Consider the following 18,669-nt stretch of genomic DNA (forward strand, 5'->3'; position numbering starts at 1 on the left):
AAAAAGAGATCCGATTGCATTTGAACAAGCAACACAGCAGATTGAAAAATTACGAGAGCAAGCGGCACGTGGTGAAATTATATTAGGTTATGTTGATGAAACAGGGTTTTCATCTACACCTGATAACCGCTATGCATGGACAAAGATAGGTGATGTTCATGCGGTTGATGCAATAAGATTAAAACGAGTTAATGTCATGGGGTGTTTGCTTTCAACGGGGGAACTGGTGACAAGTTGTTTACAAGAGTCAGTTACAAGCACTTGGTTTTATGCCTATTTAACTGGAATAGCTCAACAAGTAAAACAGACTTATAACCTTCCATTGGTTCTTATTGTTGATAATGCCTCGATTCATAGAAGTAAAAAGATGGCTGATTACAGAGAGCTACTTAAAAGTAACTTTTCGACGAATTTGTATTTTATTCCAGCTTATAGCCCTGAGTTAAATCGAATCGAGATGGTATGGAAGCAGATGAAATATTATTGGCGAGATTTTCAAGTCATGACAGCTGATAAAATAGAGCAATGGGTGGAGAGAGTATCAAACCAATTCGGAAAAGAATACATGTTTACTTTTTAATGACAGCTTATGTGGTTGATTCCATTAATAGTCCTTGGATTTTTTTTATTCACTGGTATTAAAATTCATCAGAAGAATATTAGTAAAATATCTAGATATTAACAGCCTAAAAATATTATCTAGCCCTATGCAAAGATATGCATAGGGTTATTACTTATTTAGAAATTAACGTAGTATCATTTTTTTTGGGAGTTTCAAAAGAGATTTTTTCAAAAATTATTAAACTAAAGATTAAGACTCCGATTAAGCCAATTAGTCCCATAATTAAGAAAGTTGCTCTAAATATCAAGCCATAAGTCAAAATTTTACTTAAATATTTTTTTCCCATATTAGCTCTAATAAGATTACTTTCTTCATTACAAAATATTCCAATATCAATTGAAGAATTTCTTTCTAATCTTTTAAAGACTTCTTCAGATTGTTTGATTAAAAAAGATGTTCTTTGATCTAGCTTCCAGAAAACAAATGCCGTAATACTTAAGAAAATGGATAAAAATATTCCTATGTAAGCAAAGGTACTTGAGGACTGAATGGAAACACCTATAGCGGTTCCTAATCCAGCAATGATAAAAAGAAAATAATTGAACATTGTTATTCTTTGGTTGGAATGTAATTCAAAGTACTTCCAGGCATGTTCAACAGCTTGTTCAGAATTAATCCTATTTGTCATATTAATATTACCCAATTGAAAATTATATGAATTATATAATTTATTCAATTGAATAAACTAATCTAAATAATTCTGCTTGATACTTTGCATCGTGCAAAGCATTATGATCTCCTTGTAAAGTAGGATGTACATATTTATCTATTGAACTTGACTTTGTATCGTACCAGCTACATTTTGTGGCTCCCATAAAAAGAGCTTTGATATCTATAGCTGATATACCAAAAGGATTTCTATTTAAATATTTTAGAAAATAAAAATTTATAAAAGACCAATCGAAAGGCGCATTAAGTCCTACAAATATAGGTCTAGAGTCCTCTGGTAAATACTTGAGTATCCAACTTTCAAATTGAGACATTGCTTCTATGGGGGGAATACCTTTCTTTCGTGCTTGGTCTAAAGTTATTCCTGACACTTTTAAAGCTTCTTCAATTGCTTGATCACTGATTGGTTGGAGCATTATTGTAAATTCTATATCAGGGTTATATACGAAACATGCTCCTATAGTCAGCATACTGTGTTCACCTACTATAGGACCTGCTGTTTCAATGTCTACAGAAATATAAACCTCTTTTTTATACATTCTTATGCTCCTTCCAATTAGAATTATGTTATCCAGCCATTATAGGTGAAGGCTTTAGCTTACTAAGAGCCTGATGGAAGTGTGAGATTTTTAATTCTGAATCAGGAAAAGCTAAAGAAACTGCCGTTGGATATAACCGTGTACGAATATCTGAATAAGTCCAACCTGGTTCTGCTCCGTGAGGAGCAGTTGCACTTACTAATTCGGCAATTTCATCTTCCGAAAAATCGATGTCAGACAAATCTTTAGTAAAAAGCTCATGTCGTTCTTCATTAGATGGGCGAACAAACTCTTCTACAATGGAAGCTCTACGCAAAACAGCTGCATCTAAAGCAGCTAATCGATTAGTACATAAAATTGCAAAGATACGGCCACCATGTTTTCTTAAATCATCTATTGCTTGAATTAAAGTATTCACACCAACTTTATCTTCATGATGACTATTTTCTTGACTTCGAGATGCTCCAAGCGAATCACCTTCATCAATAATAAGAAAAGCTCGACCATTTCCATGTCCAATAGACCGAGTGATTTCATCGAATGCTTGTGCAATGAGAGTACCCATTTCACCAACTTTACCAGTTCCTCTGACTTTATTACTAAGCTTAAATAGCAAAGCATCTTCTATTTTCGCATCACGAGCTAATCTATTAACAATTGCTTCAGCATTTGCAGTTTTTCCAGTACCTACATCACCATGAAAAATAGCTAAAGGATATTGATCGACAAGAAGATCAATAACCGCTAGTTTTTTCCCATGTTTTTGTTTACTCCATTGTTCTAACTCATCAGCCTGAAGCAAAAGTTGTACTTGTTTCTTAATACGGGAATATCTAGATTCAAAACCGAGTAATTTGTCAGCTAAATCATCAAATTGTTTAATTGGTAAATCTGTCTTAACTTCAAAAACTGTTGATTTACTCATGAGTAGTCGCTCCTATTAGCTCCATAACCATTACTGCTATAACCTCGCTCCCCTGATGCAGAAAGGCTACTGTGAGTGGTACTTTCTGTTGTTGAGACCCAAGTTATTTCCAATGGTAATTTGGAAGCTTTTTCTGATTCATTACGATATTTATCGGTATGTGACAATATAATTCTAATTCGTCCATCTGGTGTGTGGGGCCACATTACTCCGCCAGGTCTTTCAGTACCAGATGCACCTTCAGTTTGAAATATGTACTTAATAGCTCTAACTTCTGAACCATAGGAAGATATCAAAGTTACATCAACTTTAGATAAATATTCATTTTTTGCTAATAGTTCAATATCATGGGCATATTCTTTCGCTTTATCTTCAGTCATCGCTCTTGTGCTACTAGCGATCATAATTAAATCTGCTTTAATACTACGTACAACTTTTTCAACATCAGCTACAGTGTAAGTACTCGAATAAGTACTTGAGTATGATGAACTCATGCTTTAATCCTTAATTTTAAATTTATTACCGAATATTTCTTTCCAAATGTCGTTATCATCTTCTACTGATGCATAATTTGCAGTTTCCCAAGCTTGTAAGGCTATTTTGACGATTTGTTCTTTCTCTTCTATAGTTATTCGAGACGCTACATTATTTTCATGGTTAGCAGGATCAATAATTACAACAGGATCTGAAAAATATTTCTGCACCTTAGCCGAGTTCTCAGGGAAATCAATACGCTCATTTAATTCACTTTGAGCTATAAATCCTAAAAATTCTCTAAAACGTTGTTCAATATTTTGTGTTGGTCCATCACGATCTTGTAAATAAGCTAGTATCAACTCTAGATGAAAAGATTTAAGGCCCGGAGGGCACGCAAAATTTTTCCATCGTTTTGCCATACGCACTAAAGTGCGGTAATGCTTATCTGAATTTTTTCTATCACGAATAAATTGAATATGACAAGGAGCACAAGTTAGGTTTTTTTCTTTAGTTTTTAGATCATATTGCCAACCATGGTTTGGTTCTTGGGCATCTTGAATTACAGGAACTACATCTACACTCAGCCCACTTTTGACAAAAGTTACTGTAGCTGCTCTCCGTTGAATCTCAAAATCTTCAACAGCTTTAGTTGGATAAATTTTTGTGAGTAACGTGTAAATTAAGTCATTAAGATTGTCTAATGTCGAATCATCTACATTTTTATTACTGATATAAAATACAATATCTACATCGATAGGATCATCTACAGTTTTCTTCAAAATTGTATACTTTGCAAAAGAACCGGCTTTAACTACTTTTGCTATTTTTAAGTCAGAGTTTGAAGTGATATGTTTGCGTAACTCTGTTATTAAATTATCCACTTGTGCATGATATTCTGTACGTTTTTCTGAAGGTAAACGAAGTACATTACCATCATAATATTGAAGATCTGAATTTGTAAGTGACATTCTGATGTGTTTCCCCAAGTTAGTTATTAAGTGTTAAGCCATGAGTAATATAATCTGCTGTTACTGCAGCAGCTGCTTTTGCGGCTAAGTCATGAAAGCGATTGTCTTTTGTGGAATCACCAAAGTCACTAATTCCTCTAATCATTAACACGGGTTTTTTATGTAAAGCACAAGCCGCAAATACTCCTGCACCCTCCATTTCAGCAACTTCAATTTTTCCATTAAGTTCTTTTAAGGCTTTAAATTTTTCAGGATCTCGAAGAAGCTTCTCACCACTTCCAATAGTGACTGTTTTAGGCATAACACTTTTAGTTACTGGGCCAATTTCAATACTATCTGGAAGTATGATTTCTAAGGCTTCATAGCTCTTTATTAAGCGACTTTCTAAAGAACTTTTGTTAGATAAATATGTGCTAACATCCTGTCTAACTTTAAGATCTAACACTGTGCTTTTAGGCCGGTGTTCTGTAGCGCCACCTTCAATGAGAGCTGCTCCTTCGTATGCAACGACTTGTTCAGATAAAACAACTTCGCCTAAAGCACATTTTTCGCGCATTCCCGCAGCAATACCTAACATGATTACATTTTTAGGTTGTAATTCAATTAGTAATGTGGTGGTGATTGAAGAAGCATCTACATTTCCAGCGCTAGAAAAACATGCTATTGCGCAATTAGCCCGTATACCATCATTGCGAATTATTTCTGTTTTCCATACATGGAGACCCGTACTTGTAACTATAGGCTGTACACCTTCATTAATATTTAATGCTTGCCTTGCAGCTGATAATTCAATTGGTAAAGCTGTCAAGACTAATACATCTGGCGGAAGAGCTGCGTGTCTAGCTTGTTCCTCTTTATAAAAGATCGTAATAATTCTCTTTGCAATTTGAGAAAATTCTAATACAGGTTCTTCTAAAGAGAGTGCTGAAATACTTTTTACCACAGTAGAACCGGTATTTTGCAAATAAGTTTGAGGAGTGTCTCTAAATTTTTTTAGCAATCCTAATGCACCATTTCCATCTTCTTTATTTGATCCGATTTGTAGATCTAAAGGCAAAATAGGCAACCCTTTTTTTACCATTTTGTGAGCTCTATCTAATACTCCTTTACCACCACCTAGTGCAATCATTGCTGTAGCATGCTCAATTTGTTCTTCACCTACATTGCTACCTGTTAAGATTTCGTCATCAATACAAATATGTTCAGCAACCCCACGAGCAATCATGCTATTTAAAAGCCGTCGCTGTTCGGAATTGGTTTTGCATTGCAACCGATCATTTGATGCAACAATCTTAAGAAAGATTTTGTTTTCTATCCCTTGAGTTAGTTCGTTTATTTTTCTAGCAATAGTCCAATCAAAAACTAAAGATTTTTGAGTTTGATTTACAGGCTCTGCTGAAAAATAACCGATAAAGCTGCCTCCAGCATTAATAACTTCTGTTACAAGAGCTTCAACAAATGAATGAGCCTTATCGATCTGGTCATCATTTGTAGTAAGAGAAATGCTACCTGCAAGGAGAATACAACTATTTGAAAGAGAAACTGGATTACTCATTCTCCCCTTACCCCCTAAAAAATATAATAATTTTTAATAGATGAAGGTTACATTAACTATTGCAAGTGTTCTTTGAAAATTTATTTAGCTTTGTAATTTTAGTATGCAAGTAGTTTAATTGTTCACTCCTCCAGGTATCACTGCAAATATGGCTGTACAGTGGTAAGAACCCTACAAACGCGATTGAATGAGATAAAGTAATATACTGTAGTACCAGCTGTTAAAAGGAAAAACCACCAAAACACCTAGATTACTAATTGTTACTGAAGGAATATCCATAATTTTGGAAAAAGTTGTCTAGATAGAAGAAGAACTCCTAATAAAGTCGCAATTATTGCACGAGCATGCTGAGAAAGGCGGCACTCAAATCTACAGTTGCTATGTGAGTTGTGAGTTATGACCCGGCAAATATGATAACTCCAATAAAATCATTAATCTAAACATTTGCTGAATCTTCATTAAATTACTAACCACTGAATTAGATGGATGAAATGGTAAATATATAGTTGTGAAGGGCTTTGTTGCACAAACCTATCTGTAAAGGCTTTTTCAGCGATATAATTTTCAAATGAAGAAGCCTACACACAAAATCTACTGCACAACCAATTGGCCCGCATATAACCGAGCACTCATGAGTCGCGGAAATATTGTCATTTGGTTTGATCCTGCTACGCAATGGTATGCTCCATCAAAAGGCAAACAAGGGCGAAATCAAACCTACTCCGACGCAGCTATCCAATGCTGCTTAATGATTAAATCCTTATTCCGTCTATCTTTACGTATGGTCACTGGCTTTGTGCAAAGTCTGATTGAACTTTGCGGATTAAATTGGACCGCACCAGATTACAGTACGCTTTGTAGAAGACAAAAGCATATTGATATTGCAATCAGCTACCAAAAAAGTAGCGATGGGCTGCATCTACTCGTAGACTCTACAGGCATGAAGTTTCTAGGTGAGGGCGAATGGAAACGCAAGAAACATGGAGCTGAATATCGTCGCCAATGGCGTAAACTACATATTGGTATAGATGCCAAAACCCTACAAATACGCGCTATTCAGCTCACAACCAATAATGTCAGTGATTCACAGGTGCTTGGTGATTTACTTAATCAGATTCCACAAGATGAGCAGATTGACTCTGTTTATACCGATGGAGCTTATGACACCAAGCAATGCCGTCAGGTCATTGCAGATCGGCAAGCACATGCGGTGATTCCACCTAGAAAAAATGCGAAACCATGGAAAGATACAAAGATCAGCTCGCTAGAGCGAAATGAATTACTTCGAACAGTTAAACGTTTAGGCAGGACATTATGGAAAAAATGGTCAGGCTATCATCGCCGCAGTTTGGTGGAAACCAAGATGCATTGCATCAAATTATTAGGCGATAAATTAATGGCAAGAAGCTTTCCTAGTCAGGTGAATGAAATTCATGCACGTGTAGCAGTCCTCAACAGATTTACGGAATTAGGTCGACCACTTACCCAAGTTACGCCTTAAATTTGGCTCAATTAGGGGCGCTTTGCATTTCAAATCTTTGTGCAACAAAGCCGATGGAAAGTATCTACACGGATGAATACAGATATGGTGCTCGATGCACTTGAGCAAGCATTGCACGATCGAGGCATGCCAAAGAATGTGATTCATCATTCCGATAGAGGTGTTCAATATCTTTCTATTCGCTATACCAATCGTTTAGAAGCTGCAAATTTACGAGCATCAGTCGGTACGACTGGTGATTCATACGATAATGCTTTGGCTGAAACAGTGAATGGCTTATACAAAACAGAGGTGATTGAGTATTTAAAAGCAGATTGGAAAGGTTTAGCGGATGTACAACTTGCGACACTCAACTGGGTAGATTGGTTCAATAAAGAGCGTGTACACAGTGCATTGGGTTACAAGTCGCCTTTTGAGTTTGAAGCAATGTACTATGATAAGATTAACCCGTTAGGTCAGGTGGCCTAACTTAAATAAAAAAGTCTCCGACAAACCCGGTACGGTTCAGTCTCAATTTTCACACTTCATGCAACAGAGTCGTTTTTATCCTAAGGTCCTTACCACTTGTATTCTTTACGAACATATATCAAAAAAAGTGTAGCAAGTTGCTACACTTTTCGCTAGATCAACTCTTTACCAAAAATATCATTCAGTCTTTCACGAATACTATGGACGAATTCCGGATTACTTTTAAGTTTATGCTTCATATTTCGTTTAAAGTCATTCAACCCCATACCAATTTCAGCAAAATCCATTTGGAATAAAGTGTCATTAATGACAATATTTGCTTGAGAGTCAGTGAGGCATCCTACTTTTTTAAACCACTTCTTGAACTGCTGATAATTTTCATCATTATTAAAAATATACCAAGAACGTACATTCATATCGAATTTAGCCCCTAATTCTTTTACGGATGCATTGTCTTCAAATGGAACATCAAGATAGATTTTTTCAATCACTGCAAATTCATCCAGTGCCTTATCAGCAATCCGATGATGCAGTTTAAAATTCACACCTACAATTGGACGGCCTTTCTTAACGGTTTCATACTCTAATTGTAGATCTGTATTTTCGTTAATTTCTGCCACTATTTTGTCTAATACATAGCGTCTAAAATCTACCCAGCGATCATATTTGGTTTCATTAATATCAATCAGTGCTTTCAAGTTTTCTAAAAGTAATGGCACTTCATAACTCTTTTGATTGGCGTACTTAAATTCATTTTTAATGAAATAAGTATAGAGACTCATACTGGCAACAGAATCTAGGGCAAAAAGATGTTTTAGCTGATAGGTAGTAAAATTACCCCCAGCCAGTTGAGTGAAATACGGCAACACCTCACTGGTAAAACGAATCTGAATCGCATTTTTAGAATCATCTTCCCATCTTAACTCACGGATAATGGGAACGACAGAATGTACTTTTTTAGTCTTTCTTTTACCATTATCAGCAGGCTCCTCAATAATAAAATGAGCTACCCGGGATGAAAGCTCTTTGTAGATCCGATCTATTGCAACATTAATTGAATTACGTTTATTTAATCCTAGTAAATCTGCCAAATCATCCTTATACAAATAAATATAAGTTTGTTCGGTAATTTCACCATCTACCCTATTTTTCTCACTATAATTCGCAACCGCCATTGCATATAGAAGTGCCTTATATTCATTGGCTGATAATTCGATTGGGCGAATTAAACGGTTACTGGTACTGACAACGCCATTATGGCGAATGTTGCCTATACAGTAAGGAATATAATTCGATTCTTCTTGCAATGGTTCAGATTCTGTCATAACCGTGATATTTATAATTTAACTTAGTTTTTATATACAAAAGTGGAAAAACTTTCAAGACTTTCACCACAAGATTCTAAAAGTGGAAAGTTTGTCATCAAAAAGAAGCATTTTAGCCGGTTTTCTGCATTTAAAGTGGAATTAATTATAATCTTTCCACCCTATGATGACAGACCTTCCACCTTTAGTCTCGAAATTACAGTTCAGAAGGCCTATTTTTACTTTTTTCATTCAGATCTAGTTAGGTTAAGTCAGATAAAAACCCTGATGTGACAAGGCTTCCACCTTTTTGTTAGATTTAAAAGGTATAACTGCACATATAATCATCAGGAAATATCCAATAAAAAAAGATTATCCACAGGTTAAGAAGATACAGTGACAATCTTTCCACCTTTAAAGCTTAGTTATGAGACTTTATTAACAGCTTAAATATTTGTTTTTGCAATTATTTTTAAATAAAAATAGCAGATATAAAAATAGCAGTGACAAACTTTCCACCCTAGTGACAGACCTTCCACTTTAGAGTGACAAACCTTCCACTTTAGAGTGACAGACCTTCCACTTTAGAGTGACAAACCTTCCACTTTAGAGTGACAAACCTTCCACTTTAGAGTGACAAACCTTCCACTTTTAAATCTATAAGCATTTGTTTTATATAATAAAAATATGATCCTAATTATTAATTAGCTAAATAACTAATTATTCTAATTTTTAATTAAGCTAGCTTAGTTAAAAATTTATTTTTTAAACTGTTTTACAGCTGAATAAATAGGATTTATAAATTTAAAAACTATAGTAAGATGAATGAAAGTTATTTATATTACTAAACATTCAAATAAGGAAGCATCTGACACGCATGTCTGCAAAAATTATTACTGTTGCTAACCATAAAGGCGGATGTGGCAAAACAACGACTGTTGTACACCTAGCCTCAGAACTTGCCAATCTGGGCAACAAAGTTTTAGTCATTGATTTAGATCCTCAAGCAAACGCAAGTTTACACATTGGGATCCAACATCCAAGCGAAATTGCTGTCACTACAGCAGAATTACTAGTGGGCGATATTTCGTTGTTGGCAGATGCATTACAAGAAGAAACGAACTTTGAAAAAGTATCATTAATTTATGGTTCCTTGAATTTAGGAAAAACTGAAGATCAACTAAAAGAAGAAGCTCCCCGTCCTTCAGAAGAGTTAAATATCAAGTTAAAACTATTAAAAGATCTATATGATTTTATATTGATTGACTGCCCACCTAGCCTTAAATTATTAACCAGCAATGCCCTGGCATCCTCAACACATGTCATTATCCCTATCGAATCAGGATCACAATATGGATTATATGGGGTAACAGATCTTTTAAATCATCTTGAAAAGATCAAACGTATTAATCCAGATTTAGAGCTTTTAGGCGCTTTACTAATTAAGCATGATGAACGTCAGAATGTCTGTAAGCTGATTCGGGATGAAGCCTTGAAACAAGTGGGTAAAATTTTAGAAACCACAATTCCTCAAAGTACTAAAGTCAATCAAGCAGCCATTCTGCAACAACCACTTTTGAAAGTAGAAAAAAATTCAAAAGTACGTAAGGCTTTTGAAAGCCTTGCCAATGAAATTGTATTGAAAATTTAAACCTGAGAGCATTATGGCAAGCACCAAAGAGCTTTTAGCTCAGAAACTGAAACAGAATACAGAAAAACATCAGCAAGCACAGAAAGACAATATTAAAGAGCTGAAAGAGTTTAGACGTAATGTCCCTATTGAGGATATCAGCCGAAGTCTAAACCAGCCGCGTAAAATATTTGAAGAATCACAGTTAAAAGAACTGGCGGATTCTATTAATGAAATCGGCCTTTTGCAGCCCATTACAGTGCGTAAACTGGATAATCTGAAATATGAACTGATTGCAGGCGAGCGACGCTTACGGGCACATCAGTTACTCGGAAAGTCTGTGATTGAAGCCATTATCATTGATGCAAATAATGTAGAAGCATCTTTGTTAACCCTGGCCGAGAATTTAAAGCGTCAGGATCTGACAGATTATGAGATTTTTATTGGCCTGAACTCACTTGATGAGAAATTAAAGAAAAACAAGCAACGTTTAGCCAATTCACTGGGTTTAAATCGCGAAGATATGTACAAGTATTTAGCATACGAAAAACTGCCGCAAGCAATTTTAAATGACCTTGATGTGGAACCAGGCTTGCTAGGCCGTACTGCTGCAACTGCATTCAAAAAATTTCTATCGGATCATCTTGAACAACTCTCTGAAGCCGAAGTGGCCTTACTCGGAGCTTGGGAAAAATTAAAAGACAAAAAACTCGAGCAAAGCAAAGTTACTACTTATGCTGAAAAACTATTGAGTCAGAATCCAGAAAAACTGACCACAACATCCGTGGTCAGAAAAATTGAATATGCCGGTAAGATTGCGGGGAATATCAAACTGAATCAAAAACAGCTTAAGGTTTCTCTGAATATCTCGGAAATTGACGAAGCCAGTCTCTTACAATTAGAAGATTTCTTAAAACAGCTGATTCAAAAAAGCGAAAAAGTGTAGCAAGTTGCTACACTTTCTTAGCACCCTGAAACTAATTACATCCTCATGCATTATTGAATTTTATTTTCTTAAGTATGCTTCTTTACATTTGGTCTTTGAGAGTACTGTTACTTCGGACTGAGATTAAATTCTGCCTTTCTTCTTGTGGAGTAGTTTTATATTTATCCGGAAATATTATATATGTCCATATAAGCACTCCCAGTTTTCAGGTTTTGTATCAAAATAATCAATTCTTATCAGATTTTTCGATAGGGAAGTATATATGCTGGTGGAACATAAATAATTTGGTGGTGTTTCAAAAGGTATGCTGCCGTTAAAAAAATACGTTATTAAGGTAAAAGAAAGTAAGCATCCAGCTAACACAGCCTTACCAAGCGATCCTATAAGCCTTAATTTAGTTCCCACCTAAAAACAAGTGGGGACTTAATCTATGAACATGGATATATATTCAGCAACACCTCCTGTTGCTAAAAAACGCAGAACATACAGCAAAGAATTCAAATTCAGTATTGTCAATGCCTGCAAAAATCCTAATACCTCGATCGCTTCGGTCGCACTGCAACATAGTATTAATGCCAACCTTGTCAGTCGTTGGATCAGGATCTTCAGGCATCATGAGGGTGCCGTGCAGGATCCTACTCATGTGAATCCAGCATTTATTGCTTTGCCTTACACTGCTGCAATCAGCCAACCTATTGATGAGAGGATCACGTTGTGTATCACCGTGCCTCATACGAATAATGATATTCAGCTAAAATGGCAAGTATCGAAAATATCTGCTTTAGCAGAATTACTCAAGGTACTTGCAACATGATCCGCATTGATGAAATCTGGCTTTCTACCCAACCTCTGGATATGCGTGCAGGTATGGATACGGTCATGGCGCAGATTATGAAAGCCTTTGGCTCAATCAAACCGCATTGCGCCTACCTGTTCTCTAATAAACGTGGCCATCGTATGAAAGTGTTGGTACATGATGGACTGGGCATCTGGCTGTGTGCCCGGCGGCTGGAACAGGGCAAATTTCACTGGGCTCAAGTTCACCAAGGTGAAACCGTGGCCCTCAGCCCGGAACAGTTACAGGCACTGATCCAAGGTTTGCCCTGGCAGCGCATTGGACGGCAGCAGGTGGTGACGATGCTTTAAAACAGGCTGTTCCATTCTGCTATTCTCCAAACGTTCTATTTCATTCTTCTCATGACCTCAGGCATACTGCGGTCATGAATACGCTGCCTGACTTAAGCCAACTGACCCATGAACAACTGCTGGAATTCACCAGGCAGTTGGCGATGCAGCATCAGTCTCTGGCACAATCAAATCAAGAATTAGAAAAATCAAACCAGCAATTAGATGCCAGAGTTCAACATCTTGAAGTCATCAATCAGCAATTAGATTCTAAAGTTCAACATCTTTCTATTCTCAATCAAAAATACGAGCATGAACTCGCACTATTTAAACAGCACAAATTCGGCAGTAAAAACGAACATCTCACTGCAAAACAAATCCACCTGTGGGATGAAGCGGTCGAAGAAGATATTGCAGCCGTTGATCTGGAACTGGAACGGCTGAATGCAGATAAAACCGATGCAGCGACACACAAAGCCAAAGCAAATAAACCTAAACGTCGACCACTGCCAGATCATCTACACACCATCCGTATTGAGCATGAACCTGCATCAACCCAATGTGCTTGTGGCTGCCAACTCCGTCGTATCGGCGAAGATGTCAGTGAAAAACTGCATTTCAGACCGGCACAGTTCTATAAGGAACAGCATGTACGTGGCAAATGGGTCTGTGATCAGTGCGACACCCTGACTCAGCAAGCGATGCCCGCCTATGTGATTGATAAAGGTATTGCCAGTCCTGAACTGCTCAGCCATGTGCTGGTATCGAAGTATGCCGATCATTTGCCGCTGTACCGTCAGCGCCTGATCTATCAGCGGGCGGGCATTGATCTGTCCAGATCCACGTTATCTGACTGGATTGGTCGCTGCGGTGTGGAACTGGAACCTCTGGCCAATGCCTTAAAACAGGTGGTGCTGCAACAGCGGGTGATCCATGCCGATGAAACGCCGGTCACCATCATGCGGATGGGTGAGAATGAGAAAAAACCGAAGAAAGGTTATGTCTGGGCCTATGCCACTACACAGTACAATCCAGTTCAAGCCGTGATCTATGACTTTCAGGATAGTCGTTCAGGTCAGCATGCTGAAGCGTTCCTGAAAGACTGGCAGGGCCATCTGGTCTGTGATGATTACAGCGGTTATAAAGCACGCTTTAAATCAGGTCAGGTCATTGAGGTGGGCTGCATGGCGCATGCGCGTCGTAAATTCCATGAACTGCATGTGACCAAAAAAAGTCAGGTCGCTGAACAGGCATTAGTGCTGATTCAGAAACTGTATGCCATAGAAGCAGAACTCAGGAAAAAGACCGATGGTACAGCAGAACAGCGCCGCGAATACCGACAACAGCATAGTCAACCGGTGATGCAACAACTGTATGAATGGCTCAACCAACATCAACTGACTGTGCCATCGAGTTCTCCAACCGCCAAGGCGATCAATTACACTCTGAAGCGTTGGCCAGCTTTAAGCCGCTATCTGGATGATGGCAATCTACCGATTTGCAATAACTGGGTGGAAGTGCGACACGAAGTCGCTTAATGAAGTTGTTCCCCCTGCGGGAACCACCCGTGTCACCGGGTGAATCTAGAAGGCTGAATAAAGAGCGCCTTCGACAATGTAACGAGGCACCGCAAGGTGCGGGGTATCAATCGTGAGAGACGTACCCTTCTGGCAGCCATAGCCGGACAAGGGCTAGATAATCGGTATGGTGAACACATGTGAATCTGCGTAACGATCGTTAAGTTGAACGAGCGGAAATGGCTGATACGCTCGAACCAAAACGGTAATGGAGGTGGGAATTGCGTCTTTCGACTACGCATTCGTGACCCATACGCCTCCCGGTCGATAGCAGGCACCTAAGCCGATGTACTTCAGTAAGCGGAACGTGGAAATCCCGTATTACTCCCATTGGGAAAGCAGTTTGCAAAAACTGCCCATGGTGATGCGGGCGAAGGAACGAGGAAAAAGCGAATGCCAGTCTGTAATGGGTTGGATAGAGGTTGAAACATTACCCCACGCGAAAGCGGGCTGACGTCCTTATGGTCTCTCATCACAAGAGAGTGTGTAGAACCCTTTTAATGGAGGGAGAGCAAATGAATGCAGCAGTATCAGCGTGTGCACCTTCCAGCACATCGTGGGACCCATCGATTGGATTGCTGTACAGCGTCATGTCAGAGGGCTGCAAGCGCGTATTGTGAAGGCGGTACAAGACGGCAGGCATAACAAGGCGAAAGCTTTGCAATGGCTGCTGACTCACTCGTTTAGTGGCAAAGCATTGGCCGTCAAACGAGTGTCTGAAAACAAAGGCAAAAACACGGCTGGGGTCGACAAGGTGACTTGGAATACACCCAAGGCCAAGACCGGTGCGATGATGTCGTTGAAGAGGCGAGGTTACACGCCCCTTCCGCTTCGGAGAGTCCTTATTCCGAAGAAAAATGGCAAGATGAGACCTCTCGGGATACCCACGATGAAATGCCGGGCCATGCAGGCGCTCCATCTGCTGGCTTTGGAACCCATCGCGGAGACCATCGCTGATCGGAACTCTTATGGATTCAGACCACAACGCTCAACCGCGGATGCTGCAGCACAGTGCTTTGGTGTGCTGTCAAGAAAAGTAAGTGCGGAGTGGGTGCTAGAGGGTGACATTCAAGGCTGTTTCGACAATATCAGCCATGACTGGATGATCGCCAACCTCCCAATGGACAAGGTGATTCTACGGAAATGGCTCAAAGCCGGTTACGTCTACCAAAGCAAGCTGTTTCCCAGTCTTTCCGGAACACCGCAAGGAGGTATTATCTCCCCGGTGTTGGCCAACATGACCTTGGACGGACTGGAAACGATGCTGGCGAAGAGGTTCCCTAACGCCAAATGGACAGGCAAAAAGCTGCAACTGGTACGGTATGCGGATGATTTCATCATCACGGGGTATTCTAAAGAGTGGCTCGAAAATGAAGTTCGCCCTGCCGTGGTTGAATTTCTGGCGCAGCGCGGTCTCGTGCTCTCTCAGGAAAAGACCAAAATCACGCACATAGGGAACGGGTTCGATTTTCTTGGGTGGAACGTACGCAAGTACAATGGCAAGCTACTGATCAAGCCGTCAAAGGCAAACATCAGTGCTCATCTCGATAAGCTGCGAGCATTAATCAATGCAAACAAAGCGACACGACAGGCCACTTTGATCGGTTTGCTCAACCCTATTCTAAGGGGTTGGGCCAACTATCATAGTTATGTCGTTGCCAAGAAGGTTTTCAACCAGGTAGACAGCGCAGTGTGGGAAATGCTCTGGCGATGGGCGGTACGTCGCCACCCTCGCAAAACACTCCGATGGGTCAAAGATCGGTATTTCAAAGTACAAGGAGCGCGTCGATGGGTGTTCTCATGTGATGAACAGTCCGCCGATGGTCGGAAGCGACAATACACATTAGTGTCTGCCTCGGACACGCCAATTGTGCGACATATCAAGATCAAGGCTGCTGCTAACCCTCATGACCCCGCATGGGATGAGTACTTCGAATCCCGATGGGGTAAAAGAATGCTGGTCTCCGCAAAGGGGCGAGCCAAGCTGTATCGGGTGTGGCTAAAACAAGGTGGTCGCTGCTGCGCCTGTCTTAAACCAGTCACCAAAGATACACCATGGCACAGCCGTCATATTGTGAAGCTAAGTCATGGTGGAACGGATGCAGTTGCTAATCTTGAGATTTACCATCTGTATTGTCCGAGGAGTGTTCAGTTTGCCAATGTCAACGATGTATAACCGGGTGCCGAATGGCGCCTTAGCAGAGGCTTGAGCCGTGTGCTGGGAAACTCGCATGCACGGTTCTTAGGGGGTTGGACGTAGGTAACTGCGTCTGACTACCCGACAATCAAATGCGACCTTGGGCGTTGGGACGTAAGAACTGGCTGTTTGCAGGTTCGCTGCGCAGCGGCCAGCGAGCGGCGAATATCATGACTTTAATCCAGTCAGCAAAGCTGAATGGCTTGGATCCGTATGCTTATTTAAGTGATGTGCTGAAAAGGCTACCGACACACAAAGTGACCCAAATTGAAGAATTGCTGCCGCACTGCTGGAAACCTAAATCGAATTAAAAATTGGTATGGGATTCAGCGGACGCTTACGACTCAAATATCTCTTGCCGTAGATAAAATTATAGATTGAATCTTTGAGCGCATATTGAGCAACAACTTGTGGTGTATCACCTGTATCCAAAAAAATGTAGCAGCTCTTAATTTCTTCTTGCATGGACAGATTTTTAGAAGTCATCACTCATAGCCTCTGATTTATTATTAGCGCGTACCCGAATTTTTTTGGTAGCAAGTGTTTTCCAACTTCGTCATTTTGTGGGTTCGCAATATTAAGCAAACTATTTTCCAAGCCAAATACAACGAGAATGGAAATAAGATTTTTTAGGTTAGAGCTGGGTTTGCCGCTTTCAAGTCGTGAGATTGTCTTTTCATCCACATGCACACGGTTAGCCAATTCGCTAATCGTCATATTCCGGTTCATGCGTGCTGTTTTGATTTAGTATAAAAATAAAGTTAGTAAATAAATCATATAATTCAGATACTTTTTTAGTAAATATAAAATCTATTTGATTCTATTTTGTTAAATTTGAGACTTTTATATTCTATTATTTTAACGCTAAAAATAATTTACCTGTGCAGAAAAAAAATGATGACACCATTGCTCATTGATGCATTAACAATATCTGAAGGTAGGTTTGAAAAACCATGCCCAGCTTTAGTTTTGAAAATGATGTTACTCAATGGGGAAATAAGCAGTGAGTTTTCAGAAAAAATTAAAAATCAAGCATTACTACTGCTCGCGATATCGTAAGTTACTGCTTGCTGTCGATAGGGATTTATGTAAGGTAATAAAAAGTCTAAAGGACAGTGTGAAAAGAAGACACTGGGGAAAATGGATAAAGCACAGGACAATATGGTGGTTGTAGACCAACTTCGGCTAAAGCGTTTAGATCCAGAAGAAATGATTTTATTTGGCGGATTCAAGCGGCAAGTGCAACAGTATAAAAACCAGCCATCACTTCACTCGGTGTATACTAACCTAGGGTTTTTCTAGGACGATGGTTGGGTGCAAATTCTATCTACTCTATTTGTTCCTTTGACACGTCATCAAACGATGATGATTTTGGCAGATATTGACGGATTAAACCATTCGTATTTTCATTTCTAGCTCGCTGAATAGACTTGTAAGGATCAGCAAAATACGTCTCTATGCCAGCATCAGTAATTCTTTTGTGTTCGGAAAATTCTTTGCCATTATCAAATGTCACACTATAAGCATGGCTCATTTGTAAACGATCTAATGCACAAGTAATCGTTTGAGAGGATGCTCTCGTTGGCCCTAAATGAACAATATGTACATACAGGCTCTTTCGATCAACGAGAGTCAATAAAGCACCTTTATGATGTTTACCAATCACCGTGTCACCTTCGAAATCTCCTAAACGTTGTCGTTGATCAAGGTACATCCAGCCAACCGCGTTGTGTTAAAGCACCTGAAATTTGTTCTGGTGACCAGTCCAAACCAATCAAATAATCAATATAAGCGAAGGCAAATGCTGTCATTGATGATGAAGGACGGTACCGTCTTTGACTTGCAAATTTAGCTGCCTGTTGAGCTCTATATCCACGTTGCCCAGTATTTCTTTTTAATTCACGGTAGATGGTTGATCGTGAAAGTCCTAACTCCCGAGCAAGGGTAGCGACTGAACTTTTACTTTTCAAATTTGCCAAGGACAAAATTCTTGAGGAATATCACGCCATGTGGCGCATGTACGCAGTTTCCATAAGATCGCTTCCATGATATTTCTACTATTCTTTGAACGGTAGCAATCATGTAATCGCATAGTATCTTGAATTTGCTGACAGATATCATCGGTAAGAAGAGTACGTGCCATTGAAAATATAGAAATAAAAATAA

General features: G+C 39.2%; 16 protein-coding genes and 6 pseudogenes. 11 read left to right on the top strand and 11 right to left on the bottom strand.

Features of this window, described 5'->3' with window-relative positions; genetic code table 11:
• The first annotated feature begins 40 nt into the window (after positions 1-40).
• On the top strand, positions 41-580 hold the full coding sequence (locus FTU36_RS14420) for an IS630 family transposase (protein WP_265738119.1): 540 nt from the start codon (positions 41-43) through the stop codon (positions 578-580).
• 154 nt (positions 581-734) lie between these two features.
• On the opposite strand, the gene FTU36_RS14425 is transcribed toward FTU36_RS14420, so the two are convergent.
• The 6 genes from FTU36_RS14425 to FTU36_RS14450 are packed head-to-tail and all read right to left on the bottom strand — an operon-like array spanning position 735 to position 5,755.
• Complete coding sequence (locus FTU36_RS14425; RefSeq protein ID WP_127798922.1) at positions 735-1,250, bottom strand: hypothetical protein; 516 nt, start codon at positions 1,248-1,250, stop codon at positions 735-737.
• 40 nt (positions 1,251-1,290) lie between these two features.
• Positions 1,291-1,830, bottom strand: a complete 540-nt coding sequence (locus tag FTU36_RS14430; RefSeq protein WP_127798920.1) for a 3'-5' exonuclease — start codon at positions 1,828-1,830, stop codon at positions 1,291-1,293.
• A 28-nt stretch (positions 1,831-1,858) separates the two neighbouring features.
• Entirely contained in the window at positions 1,859-2,755 is an 897-nt protein-coding gene (locus tag FTU36_RS14435) for an ATP-binding protein (RefSeq protein ID WP_127798918.1), read from the bottom strand.
• Positions 2,752-3,249, bottom strand: coding sequence for a four-carbon acid sugar kinase family protein (locus FTU36_RS14440; protein WP_151208077.1), 498 nt, complete (start codon positions 3,247-3,249; stop codon positions 2,752-2,754). Before FTU36_RS14440 ends, FTU36_RS14435 begins: the two co-directional genes overlap by 4 nt.
• A 3-nt stretch (positions 3,250-3,252) precedes the next feature.
• The gene (locus FTU36_RS14445; protein WP_151208075.1) at positions 3,253-4,200 is read right to left on the bottom strand and encodes a CBASS oligonucleotide cyclase; all 948 of its coding nucleotides are present in this window, start codon (positions 4,198-4,200) and stop codon (positions 3,253-3,255) included.
• Positions 4,201-4,219: 19 nt separating this feature from the next.
• Positions 4,220-5,755: a phosphorylase gene (locus tag FTU36_RS14450; protein WP_159153817.1), complete on the bottom strand. Its 1,536-nt coding sequence runs from the start codon at positions 5,753-5,755 to the stop codon at positions 4,220-4,222.
• 568 nt (positions 5,756-6,323) lie between these two features.
• Between FTU36_RS14450 and FTU36_RS14455 the strand changes: the two genes are divergently transcribed.
• Both FTU36_RS14455 and FTU36_RS14460 read left to right on the top strand, forming a co-directional pair.
• Complete coding sequence (locus tag FTU36_RS14455) at positions 6,324-7,256, top strand: IS5-like element IS17 family transposase (RefSeq protein WP_180022931.1); 933 nt, start codon at positions 6,324-6,326, stop codon at positions 7,254-7,256.
• A 54-nt stretch (positions 7,257-7,310) separates the two neighbouring features.
• A pseudogene (locus tag FTU36_RS14460) lies at positions 7,311-7,724 on the top strand (integrase core domain-containing protein); the annotation flags it as partial.
• A 152-nt stretch (positions 7,725-7,876) separates the two neighbouring features.
• On the opposite strand, the gene FTU36_RS14465 reads toward FTU36_RS14460, so the two are convergent.
• Entirely contained in the window at positions 7,877-9,049 is a 1,173-nt protein-coding gene (locus tag FTU36_RS14465) for a replication initiation protein (protein ID WP_127800989.1), read from the bottom strand.
• Positions 9,050-9,905: 856 nt separating this feature from the next.
• Here FTU36_RS14465 and FTU36_RS14470 point away from each other — a divergent pair.
• The 7 genes and pseudogenes from FTU36_RS14470 to FTU36_RS14500 form a co-directional block, all read left to right on the top strand.
• On the top strand, positions 9,906-10,679 hold the full coding sequence (locus tag FTU36_RS14470) for a ParA family protein (protein ID WP_127800991.1): 774 nt from the start codon (positions 9,906-9,908) through the stop codon (positions 10,677-10,679).
• Between the two features lie 13 nt (positions 10,680-10,692).
• On the top strand, positions 10,693-11,604 hold the full coding sequence (locus FTU36_RS14475; RefSeq protein WP_127800993.1) for a ParB/RepB/Spo0J family partition protein: 912 nt from the start codon (positions 10,693-10,695) through the stop codon (positions 11,602-11,604).
• Positions 11,605-12,034: 430 nt separating this feature from the next.
• Positions 12,035-12,418 (top strand): transposase, encoded by a 384-nt coding sequence (locus FTU36_RS14480; RefSeq protein ID WP_180009506.1) that lies wholly within the window; start codon positions 12,035-12,037, stop codon positions 12,416-12,418.
• The gene (gene tnpB, locus FTU36_RS14485) at positions 12,415-12,750 is read left to right on the top strand and encodes an IS66 family insertion sequence element accessory protein TnpB (protein ID WP_159153866.1); all 336 of its coding nucleotides are present in this window, start codon (positions 12,415-12,417) and stop codon (positions 12,748-12,750) included. Before FTU36_RS14480 ends, tnpB begins: the two co-directional genes overlap by 4 nt.
• A gap of 74 nt (positions 12,751-12,824) precedes the next feature.
• Positions 12,825-14,246: pseudogene (locus FTU36_RS14490) on the top strand (IS66 family transposase); the annotation flags it as partial.
• A gap of 575 nt (positions 14,247-14,821) precedes the next feature.
• A pseudogene (gene ltrA / locus FTU36_RS14495) lies at positions 14,822-16,482 on the top strand (group II intron reverse transcriptase/maturase).
• A gap of 104 nt (positions 16,483-16,586) precedes the next feature.
• Positions 16,587-16,814: pseudogene (locus tag FTU36_RS14500) on the top strand (transposase domain-containing protein); the annotation flags it as partial.
• Here FTU36_RS14500 and FTU36_RS14505 read toward each other — a convergent pair.
• Complete coding sequence (locus FTU36_RS14505; RefSeq protein ID WP_159153752.1) at positions 16,801-16,989, bottom strand: hypothetical protein; 189 nt, start codon at positions 16,987-16,989, stop codon at positions 16,801-16,803. The pseudogene FTU36_RS14500 and the gene FTU36_RS14505 sit on opposite strands and share 14 nt — an antisense overlap.
• Positions 16,990-16,992: 3 nt before the next feature.
• On the bottom strand, positions 16,993-17,247 hold the full coding sequence (locus FTU36_RS14510; protein WP_370530233.1) for a helix-turn-helix domain-containing protein: 255 nt from the start codon (positions 17,245-17,247) through the stop codon (positions 16,993-16,995).
• Between the two features lie 150 nt (positions 17,248-17,397).
• On the opposite strand from FTU36_RS14510, the pseudogene FTU36_RS16795 reads away from it, so the two are divergent.
• A pseudogene (locus FTU36_RS16795) lies at positions 17,398-17,724 on the top strand (hypothetical protein); the annotation flags it as partial.
• A gap of 61 nt (positions 17,725-17,785) precedes the next feature.
• Here FTU36_RS16795 and FTU36_RS14515 read toward each other — a convergent pair.
• A pseudogene (locus tag FTU36_RS14515) lies at positions 17,786-18,491 on the bottom strand (IS30 family transposase).
• Positions 18,470-18,646, bottom strand: coding sequence for a transposase (locus FTU36_RS14520; protein WP_155757414.1), 177 nt, complete (start codon positions 18,644-18,646; stop codon positions 18,470-18,472). Before FTU36_RS14520 ends, FTU36_RS14515 begins: the two are co-directional and overlap by 22 nt.
• Positions 18,647-18,669 lie beyond the last annotated feature (23 nt).

It is taken from the genome of Acinetobacter sp. YH12096, from assembly GCF_013419215.1.
GTDB classification, from domain to species: domain Bacteria; phylum Pseudomonadota; class Gammaproteobacteria; order Pseudomonadales; family Moraxellaceae; genus Acinetobacter; species Acinetobacter amyesii.

Bases quoted from the DNA above. Each gene is read 5' to 3' on its own strand.
- FTU36_RS14425 (WP_127798922.1), bottom strand. From the start codon at position 1,250: ATGACAAATAGGATTAATTCTGAACAAGCTGTTGAACATGCCTGGAAG.
- FTU36_RS14430 (WP_127798920.1), bottom strand. From the start codon at position 1,830: ATGTATAAAAAAGAGGTTTATATTTCTGTAGACATTGAAACAGCAGGT.
- FTU36_RS14435 (WP_127798918.1), bottom strand. From the start codon at position 2,755: ATGAGTAAATCAACAGTTTTTGAAGTTAAGACAGATTTACCAATTAAA.
- FTU36_RS14440 (WP_151208077.1), bottom strand. From the start codon at position 3,249: ATGAGTTCATCATACTCAAGTACTTATTCGAGTACTTACACTGTAGCT.
- FTU36_RS14445 (WP_151208075.1), bottom strand. From the start codon at position 4,200: ATGTCACTTACAAATTCAGATCTTCAATATTATGATGGTAATGTACTT.
- FTU36_RS14450 (WP_159153817.1), bottom strand. From the start codon at position 5,755: ATGAGTAATCCAGTTTCTCTTTCAAATAGTTGTATTCTCCTTGCAGGT.
- FTU36_RS14455 (WP_180022931.1), top strand. From the start codon at position 6,324: ATGAAGAAGCCTACACACAAAATCTACTGCACAACCAATTGGCCCGCA.
- FTU36_RS14465 (WP_127800989.1), bottom strand. From the start codon at position 9,049: ATGACAGAATCTGAACCATTGCAAGAAGAATCGAATTATATTCCTTAC.
- FTU36_RS14470 (WP_127800991.1), top strand. From the start codon at position 9,906: ATGTCTGCAAAAATTATTACTGTTGCTAACCATAAAGGCGGATGTGGC.
- FTU36_RS14475 (WP_127800993.1), top strand. From the start codon at position 10,693: ATGGCAAGCACCAAAGAGCTTTTAGCTCAGAAACTGAAACAGAATACA.
- FTU36_RS14480 (WP_180009506.1), top strand. From the start codon at position 12,035: ATGAACATGGATATATATTCAGCAACACCTCCTGTTGCTAAAAAACGC.
- tnpB (WP_159153866.1), top strand. From the start codon at position 12,415: ATGATCCGCATTGATGAAATCTGGCTTTCTACCCAACCTCTGGATATG.
- FTU36_RS14505 (WP_159153752.1), bottom strand. From the start codon at position 16,989: ATGACTTCTAAAAATCTGTCCATGCAAGAAGAAATTAAGAGCTGCTAC.
- FTU36_RS14520 (WP_155757414.1), bottom strand. From the start codon at position 18,646: ATGGCACGTACTCTTCTTACCGATGATATCTGTCAGCAAATTCAAGAT.